Origin of the sequence: Desulfobaculum sp. SPO524 (genome assembly GCF_044987625.1) — a bacterium.
Lineage (GTDB): Bacteria > Desulfobacterota > Desulfovibrionia > Desulfovibrionales > Desulfovibrionaceae > Desulfobaculum.
In genome coordinates, this window is record NZ_JBJDSB010000001.1 from 1 (window position 1) to 21532 (window position 21532).

The 21532-nt window shown below is 62.4% G+C and carries 20 protein-coding genes; 5 read left to right on the forward strand and 15 right to left on the reverse strand.

All coding sequences use genetic code 11. The annotated features are described in order from the left end of the window. Positions 1-456 precede the first annotated feature (456 nt). The 4 genes from ACI3L3_RS00005 to ACI3L3_RS00020 form a co-directional block, all read right to left on the reverse strand. Positions 457-1353 (reverse strand): pseudouridine synthase family protein, encoded by an 897-nt coding sequence (locus ACI3L3_RS00005; RefSeq protein ID WP_404843041.1) that lies wholly within the window; start codon positions 1351-1353, stop codon positions 457-459. A 145-nt stretch (positions 1354-1498) separates the two neighbouring features. Further along, positions 1499-1858, reverse strand: a complete 360-nt coding sequence (locus ACI3L3_RS00010) for a hypothetical protein (RefSeq protein WP_404843042.1) — start codon at positions 1856-1858, stop codon at positions 1499-1501. Between the two features lies 1 nt (position 1859). After that, on the reverse strand, positions 1860-2468 hold the full coding sequence (locus ACI3L3_RS00015; protein WP_404843043.1) for a hypothetical protein: 609 nt from the start codon (positions 2466-2468) through the stop codon (positions 1860-1862). A gap of 61 nt (positions 2469-2529) precedes the next feature. Next, positions 2530-4110 carry a glycosyltransferase family 9 protein gene (locus tag ACI3L3_RS00020; protein ID WP_404843044.1) on the reverse strand — a complete coding sequence of 527 codons (1581 nt, stop codon included), beginning with the start codon at positions 4108-4110 and terminating at the stop codon, positions 2530-2532. Positions 4111-4406: 296 nt separating this feature from the next. Here ACI3L3_RS00020 and ACI3L3_RS00025 point away from each other — a divergent pair, with 296 nt between their 5' ends. Continuing rightward, entirely contained in the window at positions 4407-5723 is a 1317-nt protein-coding gene (locus ACI3L3_RS00025; RefSeq protein WP_404843045.1) for a malic enzyme-like NAD(P)-binding protein, read from the forward strand. Between the two features lie 87 nt (positions 5724-5810). Here the strand turns inward: ACI3L3_RS00025 and ACI3L3_RS00030 are convergent, their stop codons facing one another. Both ACI3L3_RS00030 and ACI3L3_RS00035 read right to left on the reverse strand, forming a co-directional pair. After that, positions 5811-7178: an amidohydrolase gene (locus ACI3L3_RS00030; protein WP_404843046.1), complete on the reverse strand. Its 1368-nt coding sequence runs from the start codon at positions 7176-7178 to the stop codon at positions 5811-5813. 179 nt (positions 7179-7357) lie between these two features. Next, on the reverse strand, positions 7358-8668 hold the full coding sequence (locus ACI3L3_RS00035; RefSeq protein ID WP_404843047.1) for a solute carrier family 23 protein: 1311 nt from the start codon (positions 8666-8668) through the stop codon (positions 7358-7360). Positions 8669-8927: 259 nt separating this feature from the next. Here ACI3L3_RS00035 and ACI3L3_RS00040 point away from each other — a divergent pair, with 259 nt between their 5' ends. Both ACI3L3_RS00040 and ACI3L3_RS00045 read left to right on the forward strand, forming a co-directional pair. Then, positions 8928-10922, forward strand: coding sequence for a hypothetical protein (locus ACI3L3_RS00040; RefSeq protein WP_404843048.1), 1995 nt, complete (start codon positions 8928-8930; stop codon positions 10920-10922). A 112-nt stretch (positions 10923-11034) separates the two neighbouring features. After that, positions 11035-11193 (forward strand): hypothetical protein, encoded by a 159-nt coding sequence (locus tag ACI3L3_RS00045; RefSeq protein WP_404843049.1) that lies wholly within the window; start codon positions 11035-11037, stop codon positions 11191-11193. A gap of 146 nt (positions 11194-11339) precedes the next feature. Here ACI3L3_RS00045 and ACI3L3_RS00050 read toward each other — a convergent pair whose 3' ends face one another. The 8 genes from ACI3L3_RS00050 to ACI3L3_RS00085 all read right to left on the reverse strand — a co-directional run bounded on the left by ACI3L3_RS00050 (position 11340) and on the right by ACI3L3_RS00085 (position 18544). Continuing rightward, entirely contained in the window at positions 11340-11891 is a 552-nt protein-coding gene (locus ACI3L3_RS00050) for a GNAT family N-acetyltransferase (RefSeq protein WP_404843050.1), read from the reverse strand. A 114-nt stretch (positions 11892-12005) separates the two neighbouring features. Beyond that, the gene (locus ACI3L3_RS00055) at positions 12006-12569 is read right to left on the reverse strand and encodes a Fe-S-containing hydro-lyase (protein WP_404843051.1); all 564 of its coding nucleotides are present in this window, start codon (positions 12567-12569) and stop codon (positions 12006-12008) included. Continuing rightward, positions 12569-13405 (reverse strand): fumarate hydratase, encoded by an 837-nt coding sequence (locus ACI3L3_RS00060; RefSeq protein WP_404843052.1) that lies wholly within the window; start codon positions 13403-13405, stop codon positions 12569-12571. Before ACI3L3_RS00060 ends, ACI3L3_RS00055 begins: the two co-directional genes overlap by 1 nt. A 35-nt stretch (positions 13406-13440) precedes the next feature. Further along, positions 13441-14184 (reverse strand): fumarate reductase iron-sulfur subunit, encoded by a 744-nt coding sequence (locus ACI3L3_RS00065; protein ID WP_404843053.1) that lies wholly within the window; start codon positions 14182-14184, stop codon positions 13441-13443. A gap of 2 nt (positions 14185-14186) precedes the next feature. Beyond that, positions 14187-16022, reverse strand: coding sequence for a fumarate reductase flavoprotein subunit (locus ACI3L3_RS00070; RefSeq protein WP_404843054.1), 1836 nt, complete (start codon positions 16020-16022; stop codon positions 14187-14189). A gap of 20 nt (positions 16023-16042) precedes the next feature. Continuing rightward, the gene (locus ACI3L3_RS00075; protein ID WP_404843055.1) at positions 16043-16699 is read right to left on the reverse strand and encodes a succinate dehydrogenase/fumarate reductase cytochrome b subunit; all 657 of its coding nucleotides are present in this window, start codon (positions 16697-16699) and stop codon (positions 16043-16045) included. 394 nt (positions 16700-17093) lie between these two features. Continuing rightward, the gene (locus tag ACI3L3_RS00080) at positions 17094-17858 is read right to left on the reverse strand and encodes an exodeoxyribonuclease III (RefSeq protein ID WP_404843056.1); all 765 of its coding nucleotides are present in this window, start codon (positions 17856-17858) and stop codon (positions 17094-17096) included. Beyond that, complete coding sequence (locus ACI3L3_RS00085; protein ID WP_404843057.1) at positions 17855-18544, reverse strand: metallophosphoesterase family protein; 690 nt, start codon at positions 18542-18544, stop codon at positions 17855-17857. The genes ACI3L3_RS00080 and ACI3L3_RS00085 overlap by 4 nt, the downstream gene beginning before the upstream one ends. Before the next feature lie 123 nt (positions 18545-18667). Between ACI3L3_RS00085 and ACI3L3_RS00090 the strand changes: the two genes are divergently transcribed. Beyond that, entirely contained in the window at positions 18668-19255 is a 588-nt protein-coding gene (locus ACI3L3_RS00090) for a 5-formyltetrahydrofolate cyclo-ligase (protein ID WP_404843058.1), read from the forward strand. Beyond that, positions 19246-19992 carry a polyphenol oxidase family protein gene (locus ACI3L3_RS00095; protein WP_404843059.1) on the forward strand — a complete coding sequence of 249 codons (747 nt, stop codon included), beginning with the start codon at positions 19246-19248 and terminating at the stop codon, positions 19990-19992. Before ACI3L3_RS00090 ends, ACI3L3_RS00095 begins: the two co-directional genes overlap by 10 nt. A 155-nt stretch (positions 19993-20147) precedes the next feature. Here the strand turns inward: ACI3L3_RS00095 and ACI3L3_RS00100 are convergent, their stop codons facing one another. Continuing rightward, on the reverse strand, positions 20148-21524 hold the full coding sequence (locus ACI3L3_RS00100) for a sigma-54-dependent transcriptional regulator (protein WP_404843060.1): 1377 nt from the start codon (positions 21522-21524) through the stop codon (positions 20148-20150). Positions 21525-21532: the final 8 nt, after the last annotated feature.

A 21532-nucleotide genomic window follows, 5' to 3' on the forward strand; every position in this document is an offset into this window, starting at 1 on the left:
GCACCCTGCATCGCGGGAACCCGCATGAATGCTTGGTTTGCGCTTTCGCGCAGGAAGAGGGGGAAGATGCCTCCGGCGGGTTAAGGGAATGATTCCCTTAACAATCCCCAGGTTTTCGGGCCAGAAGCTGGCCCGAAAAAGAGTTTGGGTGGGTTGAGTCGCAGCAAAGTCACTCCGCGAAACCATCCCTCCCGCCCATATACTATAGAATGGGCCTCACCCTCTTCACGCTTCCCGTCTCCACCACAAACAGGGATCCTCACCGCCCATCCGGACCACCAACGCCCCCAAAAAACGCTTTTCCATCCACACGGACGCGAGCCACACAGGGGTGACGACCGCCCCATCCACACGCACCCGGTCTGTGCGCAAACGGGATATCTAAGGGCCCGCGGCCCTTAGACCGCCGGAGGCAAAATTCCTCCAGCACCACCACCTCCCCTCTTCTCGCTCACCCTACTCGGCACTCCCCCCATCACCGACAAACCTACGCCACTCCTCCCACTCTGGCCACTGCGGCGGGGCTGCGGCTTCGAAATCGGGGAGGCTGACCATATAATGATGTAGAAGAAACGCCTCTTCGCCTTCCCATGTCCCGTAACGCGGATCACGCCACAGGGGGACGCCGACGGAGGCGCAGTGGGCGCGGATTTGGTGGCGTGCGCCTTTGAGGATAGTTGCCTGAACGAGTGTGCGGCCCTGCCCGACTTCGCCTAGAGGCGTGAGGTGGGTGGCGCGAACGGGGTCGGCGGCGAGGTCGGGGAGCACTTTGACGTGCTTGCGCCGGGACATATCGAGAACATTGCGGACAACTGTGGGGGCTGGAAGCTCGCCGTCCACGACGGCGAGGTAGTGCTTGCGCACCTTGGCGGCATCTTCGAACTGCCGATAGGCGGCCCGCACATCTTCAGAAAGCGCGACAAGAACGAGTCCGGAGGTCTGCTGGTCGAGCCTGTTGACGAGCTGGGCGTAGCGATTGGGCCACAGATGAGGGATGGCGGCTTCCACACAGGGGGCCGGGCGCCCTGCTATGGCCTCGGTATGAAGCCCGGCGGGCTTGAAAAGCGCGGCCATGACGCCGGTCTTTTGCCCGACGACACGAACACCTTGGGGTATCGCGGCGGCTTCGGCTTCATCGAGCTGGCCGGGGCGCGGCTTAAGGGAGAGCTCTTGCCCGTGTTGGACGCGGTAGCCCTTGGGACGGGAAACGCCGTTGACGAGAACGACGTAACGCTCCCATGCGCGGCGACGCTCCCGTAGGGAGGCCTCGGGGAAGAGCAAAGCAAGGGCGTGGTCGAGACGCACGCCCTGCATATTGGCTGGGATGTTTTTGCTTGGGATGGGCTGTGGCATGGCGGCGGTATATCGTGTCGCCGTGGCGATGCCAAGCACTGGCGGGAGCGGGAAATGCGTACCGAAAGCCTCTTCATCCTGAAAAGGCCTTGGTACACATGACGATTCATTGTCTGGAGGCGAGGCTCCGTTTTTCCACTTGGCCTTAGCCTCTTTTACTTATGAGGCGGCTTTGGAAGAGCGGCGTCACCTTGGTGGAGTTGCCGTACCCCTTCATGCGGCGTCCTTCGTCCTTGATGCGGGCGATGTCGTCACGAAGGCTGGCGTGGAGGCGCTTCGCTTCCGTGGTGAGCTGGCCTTGCAGACTACGCAGCCGACGGAGCTTGGTGAACAGGACATTCACGTCTACACCGTCGTCGTCCTTGCAGGACCACGCCTTTTCGATGAGTCTCCCGCGCTCGTTGGCGAGGTCGCCAGTGGTGTCGACGTCCCCTACAGCGAGGGAATCCAGTTCCTGTTGGCCCAAATCAAGGGCCTGATCCAGCAATCGCAGACAATCGGACATATTAGGCTGCCTTGGCTTTGTGGCGGATGTCCTCGCGGAGTTTGGCAACAACGGCCTTCCACTTTTCGACGCAGGCGAGGAATTCATATTCCAGCAGGTCGGCGAGGAGGATCCAGTCTTCGTTCTCGCTCACTTCGATCATCTCGGTGAACAGGCTGGTGATCTCTTCAAGACTATCGTTGAGTTCCTGCGATTCCTTAAGGCCGAACTCGTCACGAAGGACGCCGATCATGCCGAGGAAGTCGCGGGTGACGTCCAGCAGGTCCTGATACAGTTCGAGCGCTTCGGCATCATCCGCCTGGCGGAACAGCTCGGCCACGCTGCGGCCACCGTGCGCCATCAGCTGCACGACTTTGTACAGCTCGCGGGTGATGTTCACTGCCATTTCGGGCACGGCCATGGTTTTGATTTCGACGCTTTCGATTTCCTGAGCCGGGATATCTTCCGCCTGATGGGGGTAGATCTCGGAAAAGGATTCCTTATTCACGATAACGTCGGTCACCATGCGGTTGTCCAGCGCGTCTTCCGCCATGACCTTGACGAGCAGCTCTTCAAGATTGGCAAAGTTGTTGACGCTGAGCCCAGTTTCCTGTCCATCGATAACAATCATCTCGCTCCTCCTTTTAGGAAAAAATGTGTGCCCAGCACACTTCTCATAGTTTTTATACAAATTACATGCCATTTACAGATATGCTTTCCCGCCAAGCCTTTGCCAACCCGTAATAGCGACCAACAAGGCCGGACATGCGGGAAAAGTCGCCGTCGAGGTCGTGGGCTTGCTCGCGCCAGAGGTCACCCATCACGCCAAGGCGGTGGCTCTCGGCAGAAAGTGCCGACAGGCGCTCATAATTCGCCATGAACCGCTTCTTGAGCGGGGCGACGGGGGCTTTGGATATGGCCTCTGCCTGCTGCATAAGGACGAAGAATTGCTGCTCCACGCGGTGCAATTCCTCGTGCGCTTCGGCGCGGGCGGCGTCCGTAAGCTGTACGGGCGGCAGCGCGCCGGGCACGGCGGCCTGCTCGTCAAGAAACTGACGATAGAAATGCCGCTGAAGGCGAATCCACGCGGTCCTGTCGTCGGCGTCGTGGCCGGAGTGGGAGAAAAGGTCCATCTCCCCGGCGCTGTTGACAAAGCTCTGCCACACGCGAACGCCGGACGGCGGCGTGTCGCCACTGGCAAGGGCCCAGTCGCCGGTATCGAGATAACGCGAAACGTAGCGCCCCACGGCCTCGGGACGCACGCGACGACGGCAGGCGTGGTTCGTGGTGCACGGCGCGTCAAAACCGCATGGATGGCAATCCATGTCGGCCTCAATACACAACGCGCCCTCGGTGTAGGGGCCGGTATCCCACGGCTGGGCCGTGGCGAGAAAAATAGCGCACACCGGAATGCCGAGGCCTGCGCCAAGGTGCATGGTTCCGGTGTCGTTGGTGACAAGCATACGGGAAAACCGCAGGGCCGCGGCAAGCTCGGTGAGATTGGTCCGTCCGGCAAGGGAGACGGTGGGCGCGGGACACAGCTCCTGAAAACGCTCGGCCAGATGCATTTCGGCCTTGCTGCCGAGGAGCATGGGGCTGAGCCTATGGCGCTTCCACACATCGTCAGCAAGGCGGGCAAAATATTCCACGGGCCAACGGCGGAACTCCGCACTGGCCCCAAGCTGCACGGCAAGAAATCCCTGCGCCTCCGGGGACTTTTCCGCAGCGAGCATGCCGCCGACGGTGAGTTTATCCTCACGGCTCGGGCGGTTCAGCACATAGGGACGCGGGCCGCCGCGCAGACCGGCGAGGGACCAAAACAGGTCCACAAGGTTGAACGGACTGTTCGCCCTGCGCTTGCAGGCGGCAAGGAGAAACGCCGCCCATGGCGAAGCATTGAGGGCAAAACCGAAGCGGTCCAGCGTGTAGCCTGCAACCTCGGGCGCATCGATATGACGCGCCAGCAGGCGCGACGGTAGCGTGGACGTATAGTTGATGACGCGCTGCGGGGCGAAATCACGGATATGGCCGGACCAGTCGGCAAACACCTTCAGCCCGTCCCGCCAGTCGGTATCAAGGCAGGAGAGCAAGGTGGAGCCCGGCAGGCCAAACACCGCGTCCACATCCCGCAACAGCCCCGCCGCCGGGGCAAAATTCTGAAGACAAACCAGCCCGACGGTGTCTCCACGGGCCTTCAGGCCGGAGATAACGGGCTGGGTTTGCAGCAGGTCGCCGAAGCGGGTCAAATTGATGACGAGAGTACGTGTTGCCATATTCTGCACAGAATCCAGTGTTGATGGGGGTTGCCGAGGGTTCGGCCACCACGCCGCCACAGAGCGGCGCGCTCACTGGAGGCAGACAATCAAGATTCGGGCCAACTTGGGGCCTCATGGTGGGGTGCGTATGGGGGCGCGGCAGGGCGTATCGCCACTTGCAATAAGACAACTCGTGCAATACTCTCGGAGCCTTAGAAGAACATCATGCGCCGCGCGGGCCTGCCCTACGCCGCAACAAACGCACGCCCGCGCAGCGAGCACGCGCCAACTCTCAACCCCCGGAGGACCGCTCCATGCCACTGTTCACAAAGGAAGAAGCACTCGACTACCATTCCAAGGGCCGGAAAGGAAAAGTCGAGGTCATTCCCGTGAAGCCCTGCTCTACCCAGAAGCACCTTTCCATGGCCTACTCGCCGGGGGTTGCCCAGCCGTGCCTCGCCATCAAGGACGACCCGTCCCTGTCCTATGAATACACCAGCCGCGGCAACCTTGTGGCCGTGGTGTCCAACGGCACAGCGGTGCTGGGCCTCGGCAATATCGGCGCGCTGGCCGGCAAGCCCGTCATGGAGGGCAAAGGCGTGCTCTTCAAGATGTTCGCGGACATCGACGTCTACGACATCAACCTCGCCACCGAGGACCCGGATAGGCTCATTGATTGCGTCAAATTGCTGGAACCCACCTTTGGCGGCATCAATCTGGAGGACATCAAGGCTCCCGAGTGCTTCTACATTGAGGACACGCTCAAGGAGCAGATGAACATTCCGGTCTTCCATGACGACCAGCACGGCACGGCAATCATTTCCGGCGCGGGCATCATCAACGCCCTCGACATTGCCGGAAAGAAGATTGAGGACCTGAAGGTCGTGGTCTCCGGTGCCGGCGCCAGCGCCTGCGCGTGCACCCGGTTCTATATTTCCATGGGTGTGAAGAAAGAAAACGTCTATATGTTCGACTCGCGCGGGCTCATCCACGCCGGGCGCGACAATCTGACGCCGCAGAAGGCCGAATTTGCCCAGGACAAGGACTACGGCACCCTCGCTGATGTTATGCAGGGCGCGGATATGTTCCTTGGCCTGTCCACCAAGGGCGTGGTGACGCAGGACATGGTCCGCTCCATGGCCGACAAACCCATCATCTTCGCCTGCGCCAACCCGGACCCGGAAATCACCTACGACGACGCCAAAGCCGCCCGCCCGGACTGCATCATAGGCACCGGCCGCTCGGACTACCCCAACCAGATCAACAACGTGCTGGGCTTCCCGTCTATCTTCCGTGGCGCTCTGGATACACGCGCCTCCGCCATTAACGAGGAGATGAAGCTCGCCGCCGCCAAAGCGCTGGCCGACCTCGCCAAGGAGCCGGTGCTGGACAGCGTGCAGGCGCTGTACTCCCACAAGATGGTCTTTGGCACGGACTACGTCATCCCCAGCCCCTTTGATCCGCGCGTGCTGCAGAATGTGGCCGCCGCCGTGGCCAAAGCCGCCATGGATTCCGGCGTTGCCACCGTGAATATTGACATCGACAGCTACAAAAAGAGCCTGAGCGACAGACTCGGCGAAGCCAAAAAGCGCATCGCCTGCGTGGTGGACAACTACGGGCTGGACTTCTAAAGCCCCCTCCCCCGCGGCCTGAAACGACAAGCGCCCCGGTCCTGACGGACCGGGGCGCTTTTTGATGCAGTAGAACAAAGCGTGGCGTTAGCGCACGCGCACGGTGGGAAAGCGGTCGGGCAGTTCAATGCCCGCCTTCTTGCGCAGGAATGCGGCGCGGCTCTTCGCTTCCTCCAGCACGGCCTCTTCGTCCACGGTAAGAACCTTGCCATCGCGCATCAGCCACTGGCCGTTGCACATGGTAGATTCCACGTCCGAGGAGTGCATGGCGTACACAAGGGCGGAGACCGGGTCGTGCACCGGCAGGGTTCCGGCGCTGCGGGGGTGTACCACCACAAGGTCGGCCTTCTTGCCGGGTTCAAGAGATCCGATTTCGTCCTCCCACAGCATGCAACGGGCACCGTTCAGGGTCGCCATCTCGATGATGGATTCTGCCGGGACGGTTTTGGGATTCAGGGTGCGGCCCTTGTGCAGGAGCGTGGTCAGCCACATTTCGTCGATCATATCCATGCGGTTATTGCAGGGCGCGCCGTCGGTGCCGATGGACACGGCAATGCCGCGCTCCAGCATCTCGGGGATAAACGCAAAGCCCAGCACCTTCATGGCGGCGGCGGGGTTGTGGGAGACCTTCACATCGTGCAGGCGGAACATGTCCAGCTCGCGCGGGGTCATCCATACGGTGTGCACGGCCAAGAGGTTGGGACCAAGGGCGCCCAGCTTGTGCATGTGCTCCACGGTGGTGGCGCCGCGCGTTTCCTGCACAAAGCGGACTTCCTCCAGCACCTCGGCCACGTGCATATGGATGGCAACGCCCTTTTCGTCGGCAAGGGCTTTGGTGCGGGTGATGAGATCATCGGAGCAATTGAAAATAGTGCGCAGGCCAAACTGCATACGGAGGCGCCCGTCGGCCTTGCCGTGCCAGTTGTCGTAATGCGCCAGCTGGCGTTCAATGCACTCATCGGTGCTGCGTACCCAACCGTCGGGGAGGCCTTCGCCGCAGTCCATGATGGATTCGCACAGGGCGGCGCGCAGGCCAAGGTCGGTCACGGCGCGGCCCATGCTGTCCACCTTCTGGCCGCCCGCCTCGGCAAAGGCGGTCACGCCGGAGCGTATCAGCTCCAGCCCGCACGCCAGCGAAGAGAAATACGAATCCTCGTCGGTGAGGCTGCTTTCAAAGGGCCATGTCCGCTCGTGCAGCCACGTCAGCAGGTCCACGTCGTCGGCAAGGCCGCGCTCCAGCTGCTGCGAGGTGTGCACATGCGTATTCACCAGACCGGGCAGAACAATACTTCCCGTGGCGTCAACGATGTCCGCGTCCGGGGCAATCATGTCCTCGGGGACGATGCCGACGGCCTTTATGCGATCGTCCTCCACAAGGACATCACCGTTCTCGAACGCCTGACGTTCGGCGTTCATCGAGATGACAAAACCATTCCTGATGAGTGTCTGAGCCATGTGTATCACTTCCTGTTACAGGCGCCGGTGCACTGGCATCGGCAGGTTGTTGAAATATCGAATGGAGCACCATGTGCAGGCGGCCAGAAATAGCACCGCGCACCGGGCCAAGGTGCCTGGTGCGCAGTGTGCATGATATGTCGCCCGCTCCGCAAGGTGCGGCGCCGGGGCAAGGACGGTTAGCTGTCCTTGTTCTCCGGCAGGATGAGGTTCAGGATGACGGCGGACAGCGCGCCAACGGCAATGCCGGAGGCCACAAGATAGCGGGCCAGCTCCGGCAGGCGGTCCAGCAGCTCCTTGGGCATAAGCACGGCGGCCAGCGTCAGCAGGACGGGCAGGCCCACCACCAGCATGTTGCGTTCGTCCAGCTTCACGCCCTTCACCACGCGGAAGCCGTTCATGGAGATAACCACGCAAATGACGCCGAACACGCCGTTGATGACCACGCCGGGGATGCAGGCGATAACGTTCATCAGTTTGGGCATAAGGCCAAGCACCAGCAGAACCACACCGCCGCCCATAACGGCCCAGCGGCTGGCCACGCCCGTGACGGCGATGATGCCCGCGTTGGTGGAATAGCCGGTAACCGGGGTGCCGCCAAACAGCGCGCCCACAAGGCAGCCAATACCTTCACCCACGGCGCCGCCGTTGAGCCGGCTGTCCGAGAGGTCTTCACCGGTCACAGCGCCAACGGCGAACCATGTGCCCGTGGTCTCAACAAGCACAACGAAATAAATGAAAATAAGCGTCAGGGACGAGGCAAGGTCGAACTGCGGCATGCCGAAGGGGAACAGCTTGGGCAGGGCCACCCATGCGGCTTCGGCCACCGGAGTGAAGTCCACAAGGCCGTACATGCCCGCAACAGCGGTGCCGCAGGCCATGGACAGGATAACCGACGTCAGGCGCAGAATCTGCCCCGCACCGTGAAAACGCGCGCCGAGAACCATCAGCGCGACAAGCACAGCGCCGGCAACCAGCGCCACAATACAGTTATTCACGGGATCGCCGGGTGCGTTGTACACGCCCCTGAGGGCCACCGGCATAAGGGCAATGCCCACCACGACAATAACCGTGCCGCCAACCAGCGGCGGAATAATGCGGCGGACGATGCGGCCCAGCATCTTGAGGGGCCAGCCAAGAACCGTCACGAAAAGCGCGCCGCTAAAGAGCGAGCCAAACATCACGGGCAGCCCCATGGTGGTGCCAATGGCGGCAAGGGCGCCGATGGGCACATAGGAAGGGCCCTGCATCACGGGGAGCTTGATGCCGAAGCCGGTTTGCACCAGCGTGGCGATGCCTGCGGCGATGAACGTCATCTGGATGAAAAAGGCGGTCTCGGACACGGTCATGGAAAGAATACCGGCCAAAACGATGGGCGCGATGTACAAATCCATGGCCAAGACATGCTGCAAACCAAGCAACAATGCCTTTGCCGGGGAAAGCGGATCGTTCACGCCGACAGTAAGATGCAATTCACTTTGCTCTTTCATGGTTTCTCCTTGCAGGTGAGCATGACCCGAACGGGCCCGGAAGCGGGGTTGCTACCGCAGGGCTGGCCTCGCGTCAATTGTAAATATGCCCCGCAGTCCCCGCCTGCGCCCACTATCCCTACATGCATAATTATAGATGAAGCGACATCGCATCCGCGCGCGGGCGGTGGATTCTTTCCATGCATCATGTGGCGTGCTACTGTTTAGTGACCATGGATAATCCCCTCAAAACCCCCGGCATAAGCCGCAATTGTACGCCATGAACACGGCCTACCACAAGGCAAACGCCATCCTTGCCGACCGTTTTGAAACGGTTGAGCAGCGCGCAGGGCGCCCCGAGGCAACGCAAGACCTGAAGGAAATCGTGGACAAGGGCGTCAGCCTTATCACCGCGCGCCCGGAAACGGCCCGCAGTACCGCCGCGCGCCATGTGCTGGGCCAGGTCGCCTCCGGCCATCATAAACGCCTCATTGAGGAAATAGCCGCGGACGTGCAGGACATCGTGCGTGAACGCGACGGCCGTCTGCTGCGCGGCATCACCTGCCGTCATGGCGAACTGCGCTTTTTGCCGGATGTGCTCCTGCCCGCCACGGAGGACGCCGTCCGGCAATGGACAGCATTCCTCAATGCGTTGGAACGGCGCGTACTCATCGTGGACGACCCGGTCACCGGCCTGCGCGGGCGCATCCCCTTCCGGGACGGGGCGTGGCTGTCGGACATCATTTACGCCGCGGACGTCACCTCGGCGGTCTTTCCGCCGGGGCTGACCCGCGTGGACGGGCGCATGACCCTGCGCGGCGTCGCCCCCATCAGCGCGGACATTGACCTGCACGGCGCGCTGACCGTGGACCTTGAGGCCATGCAGGGCGGGCCGTCGCCGGTGCGGCGCGTGCGCGGTACACTGCGCATCCATGCGGGCGGCATCCACACTCCGCAGGACCTGCCCCTGCCGCCCGAAACCTTGGCGCAATGGGGATGCGGGCATGAAACCGCCATCACCCTCAACGACAGGGTGCGCCTGCACCTGCTGCACGAGCAGGCCGGGGACGACACGGTGCCCTGCCTTGTGGAATCACCGGGCGGCCAGCGCATTGAGGCGCGCTCGCGCCGCTTTATCTGGGACGGCGCGCGGTGGACACGGTTCAAACGCGAACTGCCGCCGGAACTCGTCTACGCCCTGAACAAAAAGCTCCAGCGCGTGTGCACGGGGCTTGGCCTTGGCGACGCCCTCCTGCCCGAGGACCGGGAGTCTCCGGATATGCTGGCGGCCAGTGCGGGCAACATCGCGGCGCTGCTGGCCATGGGCCGCGGCGCGCACCGCCCCAGCACGGCGCGGACCATCGACAAAGCCCTGCGCGAGGCCATCCTGCGCGTGGAGCGCCCCCTTGACGGCATGCGCCCCATCATCGCCGGCGAAGGCGGATACCGCTTTCTCGGCCCGGACCAACTCTCCGCCAGTCTCGACGCGGCCATGCAGCCACTGTCCGATGCCCGCCTTGAGCGGGCGGCGCAGGCCCTGCGCGCCAGTTGCGCACCCGAAAAGCAAGGACAAGCCAAGGCCGACACACGGTACCTTCGCACCTTGCTTGAGCCGGACCGCACACTGGATAACGTCCTGCGCTCCGGCGGACGCACCCTTGTTTTCCTCAATAATATGTTTTCGTCCAAGGCCGCCCGCGCCCGCGCGGCGGACATCATTACGCCCATCCGCGCCAACCTGCGCGGCCTGCTGGGTAAGAAGCCACCGCAGGAGACCCTCATCGCCCTGCTCAAAAGCGCCGGAGCGCAGACCATGGAAACACTGGAACGCAAATACGGCGGGCACACGGGCGCGGTCCATCAACTGGGCACCGCGCTGGTCAACCTTGGCACCACGCCGCCGCTGCGCCTTATCCGCGAATTCCAAACCGCCACCTACTCCGCGCAGGACGAGGCGCTGGAGGCGGACATCGCCCTGCTCACGCGCCTGCTCGACTACGGCGCGGGGAGTCTGGACGACGCCCTGCGTCCCCAGCACATGCCTCCAGACGGCCACACCGACGGCAAAGTCCTGCGCGGCTGTCTGCTGGTGAACCTGCACAGCTTTCTGGTGGAGGCGGTCAAGAACCAGTCCTTTGACCTCGACGCGGCGTCGCCGACAGCCATTGTGGAGGGCCTGCTGGCCCAGCTGGACCGCTACCTGCCCGTCCTGCCGCAATATAACGCCCTCTGCGCGGCGGCGCAGCGCAACGCGGAGCGCAAAGACACCAGCTAACAGCAAAGGTTGCGCTTGCAAAAATACAAAACCTTTCGTACATGCTGAAAAACTGCTGCCGCCGCCCTGCGCGGCGCGGCCCCCTCACCATAACGATGCCCATGGAGAAACCATGCAGATGCTGAAAAAATTGTTCATCATCACCTGCGCCTGCATCATGCTGGCTACGGTGGTTGGCTGTCAGGACGAAGGCCCCGCGGAAAAGGCGGGCAAGAAGATTGATCAGGCTGTTGACTCCCTCAAGGACAAAGCCGACAAGCTGATGGAATAGCATGGATAAAGCCGCCCTCTTGGGCGGCTTTCCTTGTTTTGGGCGGGGAAGCATGGCTCTCGGCGTTTTGGGAGTGCTTCCCGCAGGACAGGCCCTCTGCCTCAGCGCGGCGCCCAGCACGGAGTACGCCTCGCGCCGCGCGGGCGTTAGCCCGTCGCCGACGGCGGCATGGGCGGCGCAGGACGCGGCTTCACCATACGCAGCACCATCGCGCCAACGCGCCCCACAAATTCCTCCTGCGTACGCCAGCCATGGGCGACGTAAAACTGTACCGCGCGCACATTGGGCTTATAGACCTCAAGGCTTGCCTCGGCGTGCCCGGCGGCGAATATCACCGATTCGGCATGCTCCAGAAGCATCCGCCCCACTCCCTGCCTGCGGTAGCCGGTATCCACCCACAGCAGGCTGATGTGCGAGCCGCTGACCACATTCACCATCCCGGCCAGCGCGCCGCCGCCTCCGCCGGGGTGCAGCAGCGCGTCCCCGGCCGTGTGCGCCGCGCCCGCGCCGTTTCCGGTGCACTCGCACACGCGGATGCTGGGCCACTGGAGCAACAGGGCCGAGTTCACCTCATCAATGCGTTCCGGCATATCCTCGGCGGGCACAATGCCCCGGTACACCTCGGGCATGGTCCGGGCGACGATATCCACCAAAAAGGGAATGTCCTTGGGCTGCGCCTCGCGCAGACGAAATTGCATGGGCATGGCTCCACTGTGCCCCGAAGCCCGGCGCGCCGCAACACGCCCGCGCCTCGGGACGGAAAAAGGGCCGCCCCGCGAAGGACGGCCCCAAAGCTCTCCAAACGGAAACGGCTAGGCGTCTTCCAATCCAACAGCGGCAAGGTCGGGCTTGGCGTACAGCTCGCCGCCCTTGCAGTCATTAATAACCAGCACCGGAAAGTTCTCCACCGTCAGTTCACGGATGGCCTCCGGCCCCAAGTCGTCAAAGGCGATAACGCGCGCGGCCGTGATGCACTTGGACAGCAGCGCGCCAGCGCCGCCCGTCGCGCCAAAGTAGACGCCAGTGTGGCGGACAAGAGCCTCCTTAACGGCTGAACTGCGCTTGCCCTTGCCGATGGACGCCTTCTGCCCCAGCTCATGCAGACGCGGGGCGTAGGTATCCATACGGTAGCTGGTGGTAGGCCCCGCCGCGCCAATGGGCCGTCCGGGCGGCGCCGGGCTTGGCCCAACGTAGTAGATAACGCTGCCGCTTAGGTCAAAGGGCAATGGCTCGCCATTATCAATCATATCCATCAGGCGCTTATGGGCGGCGTCGCGCGCGGTGTACACCGTGCCGGACAAAAACACCACATCGCCCGCCCGAAGTTGTGCCACGTCCGCGTCAGTCAACGGAGCCTGCAGATGGTATTCGGCCATTAGAGCACCACCTCCTCATGCCGGATGGAATGGCACTGCACATTCACAGCCAGCGGCAGGCTGGCCAGATGACAGGGCGCCATCTCAATCTTCACGCCAAGGCAGGTGGTCTTGCCGCCAAGGCCCATAGGCCCAATGCCCAGCTTGTTGATATCGGTCAGGAGCTGCTCTTCCAGCTTGGCGATTTCCGGGTCGGGGTGCGCCTCGCTCAGGCCGCGCATCAGGGCGTGCTTGGCCATGATGGGCGCGCGCTCGAAGGTGCCGCCAATGCCGATGCCCAGCATGGTGGGCGGGCAGGGGTTGGGGCCGGCCTCAATGACGCGGCGCAGAACAAACTCGCGGATGCCCTCCCACCCCTGCGCGGGGGTGAGCATAGTCACGCGGGACATATTCTCAGAGCCGCCGCCCTTGGCCATAAAAGCGATTTTCAGCTTGTCGCCGGGGACGAAGTCGAAATTGATAATGGCCGGGGAATTGTCCCCGGTATTTTTGCGGGTCATGGGGTCGCAGGATGATTTGCGCAGGTAGCCTTCGGCGTAGCCCTGCCGCATCCCGTCCTCAATGGCCTGCTTCAGCCCGCCCTGCACGTGAACGTCCTCGCCCACGTCCACATAGAAGACGGCCAATCCACAGTCCTGACACAGCGGCAGTCCCGTTTCCTCCGCAAGCTCGGAATTTTCCAGCAATTCGCGGAAGACCTCTTGGGCCGCCGGGGAGTCTTCGTCCTCCAGCCCTTTCCGGAACGCCGCCTTCACGTCGTCCGGCAGTTTCACACTGGCCTCCCGTACCAACCCGGCGACTGCCGCCGTGATGGTGGACGCCTCCACTATGCGCATTGTGTCTCTCCTTCCTCTCGCCTTCTGACGGGCATTTACCCTTTGCCGGGTAAAAAGCGTTTGATGGCGGCAAGGCCCATCTTGCGGCGCAAAAAGCCAAGCTGATTCTGGAGCGGCAACCCCTTGGGGCACACATCCTCACAGCCCAGCAGGCCCATACAGCCGAAAATGCCCTCGTCGTCTCCGATGACCTCGAAGTACTCCGTCTCCGTGCGTTGGTCGCGGGGGTCAAGCATGAACCGCGCCACGCGGTTCAGCCCCGCCGCGCCCAGAAAGTCCTGCCGCATGCGCGCCGTACCGCACCCTGCGATGCAGCACCCGCACTCAATGCAGCGCTCCAGCTCGTAGATGTCGTTGGCAAGGGCGTTGTCCATCCGCTCCTCTTGGGCCAGCGGGTCAAACACCTTGTCCGTGTGCACCCATGAACCGACGCGCGAATACATTTCCCGGAACCAGCGGCCTGTGTCAACGGATAAGTCGCCGACAAGCTTGAAGATAGGAAGCGGCATCAATGTGATGCGCTCCGGCAGGTCTGCGGTTTTGGTCTTGCAGGCAAGGTCCGGGCGGCCATTGATCAGCATGCCGCACGCGCCGCAAATGCCCGCGCGGCAGCAAAAATCAAACTGCAACGACGGGTCCTGCTCCTCGCGTATCCGCGTCAGCGCGATAAAGAGCGTCATGGACGGCGTTTCAGGCAGCACGAACGTTTCCATATGCGGGGCGCTGTCCTTGTCCTGAGGCGTATACCGGAAGATATCAAAGGTAAGTGTGCGTGCCATGCCTAGTCCTTTGTGCTGTCCATGGAAATGATGCTGCCACCGCCATAGCCCCTGTCGCCGGGCGGAATCTCCATCACCTGCGTTGCGGCTTCGTAGCGCAGCGTGGGCACGTCCGCCCCGCTGTCCGGCCATGTGGCCAGCGTGCGGCTCAGCCAGTCGCGGTCGTTGCGGGCGGGGTAATCCTCGCGGGCGTGGCTGCCCCGGCTTTCGGTGCGCTGGAGCGCGCCATAGGCAATGCACTGCGCCAGCCGAACCATTCCCGGCAACTTAAGCGCCAGCCCAAGCTCCGGATTCGGCCCATGCCCACCGGACTTCAGGCCAATGCGCGCCGCGCGCTGCTGCACCTCGCGCAGGCGCTCCACCGCGTTTTCCAGCCCCTCGCCCGTACGGAAAATATGCACGCCGTCCTGCAGGGCGTCCTGCATGGCGTCGCGCACGGCATAGACGTTTTCGTCGCCGTCCGCGCCGGAGGAGAGCCGCGAGATACGGTCCTCCACCTGCGCTGCGGCGTCGCGCATGGCGCCGGTGGTCCAGGTGGCCTCGCGCCCCTTGAGGTACTCCACCACCTTGGCCCCAACCACCATGCCCGCCACCACGGTCTCCGCAAGGGAGTTGCCGCCAAGGCGGTTGAATCCGTGCATATCCCAGCATGCGGCCTCGCCCGCGGCAAACAGCCCTTCCAGCCCGTAGGCCTTGCCGTCCTTGTCCGTGCGCACGCCGCCCATGGAATAGTGCTGCACGGGCTTGACGGGAATCAGGCTCTCCACCGGGTCAATGCCAAGGAAATTCTGGCAGATGTCGTCCACCTCGCGCAGTTTGACGCGGATGTGCTCCTCGCCAAGGTGGCGGATGTCCAGCCACAAGTGCTCGCCATAGGCGCTCTTTACGCCCTTGCCCTCGCGGATATGGTGCATCATCCAGCGCGAGACCACGTCACGCGAGGCAAGCTCGGCCTTGTCCGGCTCGTAGGTGTTCATAAAGCGCTCCTCGTTCACGTCGAGGAGCGTGCCGCCGTCGCCGCGACAGCCCTCGGTGACGAGGATATAGGTCGGCACAATGCCTGTGGGGTGGAACTGAATGGCCTCCATGTTGCCAAGGGGCACCACGCCTGTATCCAGCACCGCCGCATGCGCGCCGCCGTCATTAATGACGGCGTTGGTGGACTCGCGGTAGATGCGGCCAAAGCCGCCGGACGCCACCAGCGTGGCCTTGGCCAGATAGGCGCGCAGTTCGCCCGTGCGCAGGCACCGGGCAATGGCGCCCATACACTCGTGCCCGTCATGGATAAGCGAGACCACCTCCACCTTGTCATGCACGGTCACGCCCAGTTCGGCGGCGCGGTTGTCCATGGTGTACAGCACGGTGTGGCCCGTGCCGTCGGAGGTATAGCAGGTGCGCCACTTGGCGGTGCCGCCAAAGTTGCGCGCGGTGATAAGGCCCTCGTTCTCGGGCTTCTCAAATTTCTCGAAGCGTTCGCCACCCTTGTAGTAAAAGCTTTTTCCGCCCACCACGCGGTTCCACGGCACGCCCCAGTGCGCCATCTGGCGCATGGCAATGGGCGCATTGTCGCAAAACAGACGCGCCACTTCCTGATCACACCCCCAGTCCGAACCCTTCACAGTATCCAAAAAGTGCACGTCCGGGCTATCGCCCTCGCCCATGACACAGTTGCCCAGCGCCGCCTGCATACCGCCCTGCGCCGCCGAGGAATGCGACCGCCGCGCCGGAACGATGCTGAGGCAGATGGAGTCGAACCCCGCTCCAGCAGCCTCAATGGCAACACGTTCCCCGGCCAGCCCTGCGCCGATGGACAGCACATCCGTCACGAAAGTTTGCATGATGCGTTCCCTTGCGAGCTTTAGAAAAGGTCCATGAAGTAGAACCGAAGCAGCGTAATGAAGCCGATGGCGATAAAGCACAGCGTCACGATATTTTCACGCTTTTTGAGGATGCCGCGCCTGTCGCTGCGGATAAAGCCCCACTTCACGCCAATGCGGTAGAACCCGATGCCCACGTGTAGTTCCACCGCAGGCAGCAGGACCAAATACAGGGCCATAAGCCAGCCGCCCTGCACGCGCGCCGCGCTCTTTATGGATGTGATGGGAAAATCGGTGAGCACCACCCAGAGGTGGATGGAGCCAAGGATGAGGACCACCATGGCGGTAACAACCTGCACCAGCCACAGCCACGTATCCGTGTGCCGCATGGCGCGGGAATGCTTCCAGATGGCCTTTTGCTCGCGCATGCGGAAGGGAATCTTCCGCGCGGCAAGGACGAAGTGAACCAACATCACCAGCGCGATAAGCGGCCCGCCCACCTGCGCCATATAGGTGTACTCGAAGAACCACGCCAAGGCGTCCATCACGCCCCGCCCAAGCAGGATGCTGGACACCAGCACAAGGTGGGACCACATAAACAGCACCAGTCCCGCCCCGGTCAACATCTGCAGCCAGTCCATGTACGCCGCCGCCCTGCCGGGCTTTTCAACGTGCATGGTGGAATCCACAACCGCCATATCAACCTCCGACTTCAGGTCTCGAAAGCGGCGTGCGGCCCGCCGACCAGCGCGCGCCCAAAAGCAAGCGCCCACCACAGCGGCCCCGGCACGCAGGTCCATAATCTACGAGCACTAGAAGTCTTTATTACTGACGCAACATTGTCAATTCAAAAAGATTTTTCACATACAGCATCCAGACAGCTCGCAGGGCACGCTCCAGAGTGACGCCCCAAGTAGCCGTTTCCTCGACCAACCAGCCCCACATGAATCGCGCCCCCTTACACATGCGGCACAACTCCACACCAATCCATCGCAATGAGCCCCAACTCCCCCCAGCACACCACACAAAAACGCCCACCCGGCGGGCCGGATGGGCGGTTGATTCTGCATGAGCGGGCAGGAGACGCGGGAGCTAAAACTCAAGCTCCACGCCAAGGGGGCAGTGGTCGGAGCCGGTAACGTCCGACTCAATCCATGCGCGTTTGACGTTATCGCGCAGTTCTTCGGACACAAACACGTAGTCGATGCGCCACCCTACGTTCCGGTCACGCGCTCCGCCGCGGTAGGTCCACCATGTGTAGTTTTCCGGCCCGTCATCAAACATGCGGAATGTGTCGATGTAGCCCGAGGCAACCAGCTTATCCAGCCACTCGCGCTCAATGGGCAAAAAGCCGGTGATCTTTTCGTTTTCCTTGGGGCGGGCAAGGTCGATGGGCTTGTGCGCGGTGTTGAAGTCGCCAAAGACCACGATGGGCTTCTTTTTGCGCAGTTCCTCGGCGTATTCCAAAAACGCGTCGTAGTAGCCCAGCTTGTACTGAAGCCTGTCGTCCCCCATGCCGCCGTTGGGGAAGTAAATATTGAACATGTAGAACTGTTCATACTCAAGCAGGATACAGCGTCCCTCGCCCCGGTAGCGCTCGTCGGCAAGGCCATAGGACACCGCCAGCGGAGCCTGACGGCACAGGCACGCCGTGCCGGAGTAGCCCTTCTTCACCTTGGAAGGATTCCAGAAGGCCATCCAGCCCTCGGGGTTGCGCTGGTCGGCGGCCAACTGATGCGGCTCGGCCTTGATTTCCTGTACGCCCACCACATCGGCGTCGCACTGGTCCAGCCACTGCCAAAAGCCCTTTTTCGCGACGGCGCGAAAGCCATTAATGTTCCACGAAATCAGCTTCATCCTTCGCTCTCCTCCCCAAGGATGCGAAGTTCGGCGGAAAAATGGCCATCCTCCAGCGTGATGACGGCGTAGCCGCCGTTGTCGAGCATGCCGGGGTTCACGATGGTGGTTGCGCCAAGGTGGTCCACGGCGCGGGCTTCATGGATATGGCCGCACAGGCACACGTCCGGCTGCACGCGTTCGATAAACTCGCGCACGGCGCGGCTGCCCACATGCATACCGCCGGGGAGCTTGTCCGCCGCGGTCTCAAAGGGCGGGTCGTGCGCGACAAGAAGCAGTGCGTCCCAGTCGCGGGCGCTGGCGTAGGCTTCTTCAAGCCACGCGGCGATTTGCTCTTCGGACGCTTCGCAGGGCGTCCCAAAGGGCGTGGGCGACGAGCAGCCAACACCGATAAGCCCCGCACCGGGAGCAAGCTCACGGGCGCGCACGTGCATGTTCATGCCCTCGGCCTCCAGCCAATCCGTGACGCTGTGGTCGTCCATGTTGCCGATTTGGGCGTGGATGTTGCCGTTGGCCGCCGCAACGTCCGCAATAACGCGCCGCGCAACGTCCAACCCGCCGGCGGTGGTAATATCCCCGCTGACGATAACGCCCTGCGCCCCGGCAATGCCGGGAATGACGGCGACTTGTGCGGCGGAGCCGTGCAGGTCGCCACAACCTATCCAATATCTTTGCAAATTCGTCATATCTGGTCCCTTTCAAGATCGGGCAAGAATGTGTACACTCCGTTTCCGTGCGCAGCGCAGGCCTTCCGCGCGCGACTTCGGCGACGATAATACAAAACGGTCCAATCATAAACCGCCAGAGACATGGACAACATCCCTCCCGACAAGGCCGCCATACGGGCATCCTTGCTGCGCCAGCGCGCCGACCTGCCCAAAGCGGCGGTCACCGGCAAAAGCGCCCGCATTCTTGCGTTTCTTCGGGCTTTGCCCCAGTGGCGCTCCGCCACCGAGATTCTCCTGTACCTTCCCATTAAAAACGAGGTGGACACAACGCCACTTCTTGACGAATTGTGGTCACGAGGAGTACGCACGCTCCTCCCGCGCTGTCGCCCGGATGAACCGGGCGTGATGGACGTGGCCTGCGTCACCTGCACGGACGAGTTGACACCCGGCAAGTACGGCATCCCCGAACCGGCCCCAGAGGTCTGTCCGGGGCTTTTTGCATGCGCTCCGGATGTCGTCCTCATCCCCGGTGTCGGCTTTGACCGGCAGGGGCACAGGCTTGGCTTTGGTGCGGGGTTTTATGATAGATATCTCGCAGGGGACTGCGCCAAGAATTCGCTTCGCTTCGGGCTGGGCTACAGCTTTCAGGTTGTGGACTCGCTTCCTGCGGATTCATGGGACATTCCCATGCACGCCATAATCACTGAGGACGGCATTCTATGGACATGAGCTATATTCCCTTTCAGTTCCCCGGTCTGGACAAGGTCAACTGCTACTTCGGCACCCGTATGGGCGGCGATGACAAGGGACCGTTCGACAACGCAAACATTTCGCTGGAGGTTGGCGACAACCCGGACCACGTTATCGAAAGCCGCAAGGCGCTCCAGCGCCAGCTAGGCTTTGAGACCTGGCAGGAAGTGCGGCAGGTGCACGGCCCACAAATGATCTTTGAGCCGGAACCGACGGACATTGAGGTGGAGGGCAGCATTGAGGCCGACGGCATCGCCACCACCGCCCCCGGCCGCGCCCTGATTATCAAAACGGCGGACTGCCAGCCCATCCTGCTGGCCCACGCCAGCGGCAAATACGTCGCCGCCCTGCACGTGGGCTGGCGCGGCAACGCCCTGCACTTCCCCACCTCGGGCGTGAAGGCATTCTGCCGCGAATACGACCTGCCGCCGGAAGAGGTCTACGCCGTACGCGGCCCAAGCCTTGGTCCGGGCTGGAGCCAGTTCCAGAACTTCCACGATGAATTCGGCAAGGCCTTCAAGGACTACTTTGACCCGGACACCGCCTCCGTGGACCTGTGGCGCCTCACGCGCGACCAACTGCTGTCCGCTGGCATCCGCCCCGGCCACATCTTTGGTCTGGACCTGTGCACCTACAGCCTGCCGGAGATGTTTTTCTCCTACCGCCGCAACAACACCTGCGGCCGCATGGCAAGCATGATTTGGATTGAAAAATAGCCCACCCGCTTCGCCCACTCACGGCGCGCCCCTCACCCGAGGGGCGCGCTTTTTTTGCGGCGGCCGCGTCGAAGAAAAATCCGGCCCCGAGGGGCAAAAAAACGCCCGGTGGGTTTTCCCACCGGGCGTTGTCATTCACGGGGCGCACAGGCGCATCAATCGGACTGGATGCCGAAGGACTTGAGCTTGCGGTATAAGTAGGACCGCTCCATGCCGATGGATTCGGCAAGGCGGGTGATGTTGCCGTCGCACTCGCGCAGCTTTTGGCGCAGAAAGCGTGCCTCAAAATCGGCGCGAGCTTCCTTAAAGTCCATAATCCCCGGCGAAACGGCGGAATCGGCATTCTGCGTGGCGCTTGAGGCGGCTTGCAAATATTCGGCGGGCAGGTCTTCCGGGCCAACCTCGGAGCCACCGTGCACGATGAGCATCCGCTCCACAAAATTTTTCAGCTCGCGCACGTTGCCGGGCCACGGGTAGCGCTGAATGCAGTCCAGCGCCTCCTGCGTAAAGGACATGGCGCGGAACCCATGCATCTTGGTCAGCCGGGCGATGAACTCTTCAATGAGCAGGACAACGTCCCTGCCGCGGCTGCGAAGCGGCGGCACCTCCAGGGGGAAGACGCGCAAGCGGTAGTACAGGTCCTCGCGGAAGTTGCCGGCCTTGATTTCCTCCTGCAGGTCCTTGTTGGTGGCGGCGATAACGCGCACATCCACCATAATGGTCTTGCGCCCGCCCACGCGCTCGAACTTTTGCTCCTGCAAGATGCGCAGAATCTTAGCCTGCGTTTTCAGGCTCATGTCGCCGATTTCATCAAGGAACAGCGTGCCCGTGTGCGCCAGCTCAAACTTGCCCGCCTGCGCGGACTCCGCACCGGTAAACGCGCCCTTCTCGTGCCCGAAGAGTTCGCTTTCGATAAGCTCCTCAGGGATGGCGGCGCAGTTGACGGCCACAAGGGGACGCTCTGCCCGGCGGCTTTGCTGGTGGATGGAGCGGGCCACAATTTCCTTGCCAGTGCCGTTCTCGCCGGTGATGAGCACCCACGCGTCAGTGGGGGCTACCTGCTCAATCTGCCGCCGCAGGGCGACAATGGGCGCGGACTCGCCGGTAAGGCGGTGGGTGTGGTCGGACTCAATGCGCTCCTTGAGGGCGCGGTTCTCCTGCCGGATGGAGTTGAACTCCAAGGCCTTGTTCACGCAGACGATGACCTTTTCCAGCGACAGGGGCTTTTCGATGAAGTCAAACGCGCCCTTTTTGATGGCGGTCACGGCTGTCTCAATGCTGCCATGGCCGGAAATCATGATGACCGGGATGTCCGGCCACTTTTCGCGCACGGTTTCAAGGACGGACAGCCCGTCAATGCCGGACAGCCAAATGTCCAGCAGGATGAGCGAGGGGGACTGCGCCTCCAGCGTGGAGAGGGCCACTTCGCCACTTTCGGCCTCCATGACCTCGTAGCCTTCGTCCTCCAGAATGCCGCGCAGGGAAAAGCGAATGCCTTCCTCGTCATCCACGACAAGAATCAGGTTGTTCACCTGCAGTG

What these genes read in the sequence shown, in the direction of transcription:
- ACI3L3_RS00030 (WP_404843046.1), bottom strand. Translation starts at nt 7,178, where the DNA reads ATGGCTCAGACACTCATCAGGAATGGTTTTGTCATCTCGATGAACGCC.
- ACI3L3_RS00065 (WP_404843053.1), bottom strand. Translation starts at nt 14,184, where the DNA reads ATGGCACGCACACTTACCTTTGATATCTTCCGGTATACGCCTCAGGAC.
- ACI3L3_RS00080 (WP_404843056.1), bottom strand. Translation starts at nt 17,858, where the DNA reads ATGAAGCTGATTTCGTGGAACATTAATGGCTTTCGCGCCGTCGCGAAA.
- ACI3L3_RS00085 (WP_404843057.1), bottom strand. Translation starts at nt 18,544, where the DNA reads ATGACGAATTTGCAAAGATATTGGATAGGTTGTGGCGACCTGCACGGC.
- ACI3L3_RS00025 (WP_404843045.1), top strand. Translation starts at nt 4,407, where the DNA reads ATGCCACTGTTCACAAAGGAAGAAGCACTCGACTACCATTCCAAGGGC.
- ACI3L3_RS00075 (WP_404843055.1), bottom strand. Translation starts at nt 16,699, where the DNA reads ATGGCGGTTGTGGATTCCACCATGCACGTTGAAAAGCCCGGCAGGGCG.
- ACI3L3_RS00010 (WP_404843042.1), bottom strand. Translation starts at nt 1,858, where the DNA reads ATGTCCGATTGTCTGCGATTGCTGGATCAGGCCCTTGATTTGGGCCAA.
- ACI3L3_RS00020 (WP_404843044.1), bottom strand. Translation starts at nt 4,110, where the DNA reads ATGGCAACACGTACTCTCGTCATCAATTTGACCCGCTTCGGCGACCTG.
- ACI3L3_RS00050 (WP_404843050.1), bottom strand. Translation starts at nt 11,891, where the DNA reads ATGCAATTTCGTCTGCGCGAGGCGCAGCCCAAGGACATTCCCTTTTTG.
- ACI3L3_RS00035 (WP_404843047.1), bottom strand. Translation starts at nt 8,668, where the DNA reads ATGAAAGAGCAAAGTGAATTGCATCTTACTGTCGGCGTGAACGATCCG.
- ACI3L3_RS00055 (WP_404843051.1), bottom strand. Translation starts at nt 12,569, where the DNA reads ATGGCCGAATACCATCTGCAGGCTCCGTTGACTGACGCGGACGTGGCA.
- ACI3L3_RS00040 (WP_404843048.1), top strand. Translation starts at nt 8,928, where the DNA reads ATGAACACGGCCTACCACAAGGCAAACGCCATCCTTGCCGACCGTTTT.
- ACI3L3_RS00095 (WP_404843059.1), top strand. Translation starts at nt 19,246, where the DNA reads ATGGACATGAGCTATATTCCCTTTCAGTTCCCCGGTCTGGACAAGGTC.
- ACI3L3_RS00015 (WP_404843043.1), bottom strand. Translation starts at nt 2,468, where the DNA reads ATGATTGTTATCGATGGACAGGAAACTGGGCTCAGCGTCAACAACTTT.
- ACI3L3_RS00060 (WP_404843052.1), bottom strand. Translation starts at nt 13,405, where the DNA reads ATGCGCATAGTGGAGGCGTCCACCATCACGGCGGCAGTCGCCGGGTTG.
- ACI3L3_RS00005 (WP_404843041.1), bottom strand. Translation starts at nt 1,353, where the DNA reads ATGCCACAGCCCATCCCAAGCAAAAACATCCCAGCCAATATGCAGGGC.
- ACI3L3_RS00070 (WP_404843054.1), bottom strand. Translation starts at nt 16,022, where the DNA reads ATGCAAACTTTCGTGACGGATGTGCTGTCCATCGGCGCAGGGCTGGCC.
- ACI3L3_RS00090 (WP_404843058.1), top strand. Translation starts at nt 18,668, where the DNA reads ATGGACAACATCCCTCCCGACAAGGCCGCCATACGGGCATCCTTGCTG.
- ACI3L3_RS00045 (WP_404843049.1), top strand. Translation starts at nt 11,035, where the DNA reads ATGCAGATGCTGAAAAAATTGTTCATCATCACCTGCGCCTGCATCATG.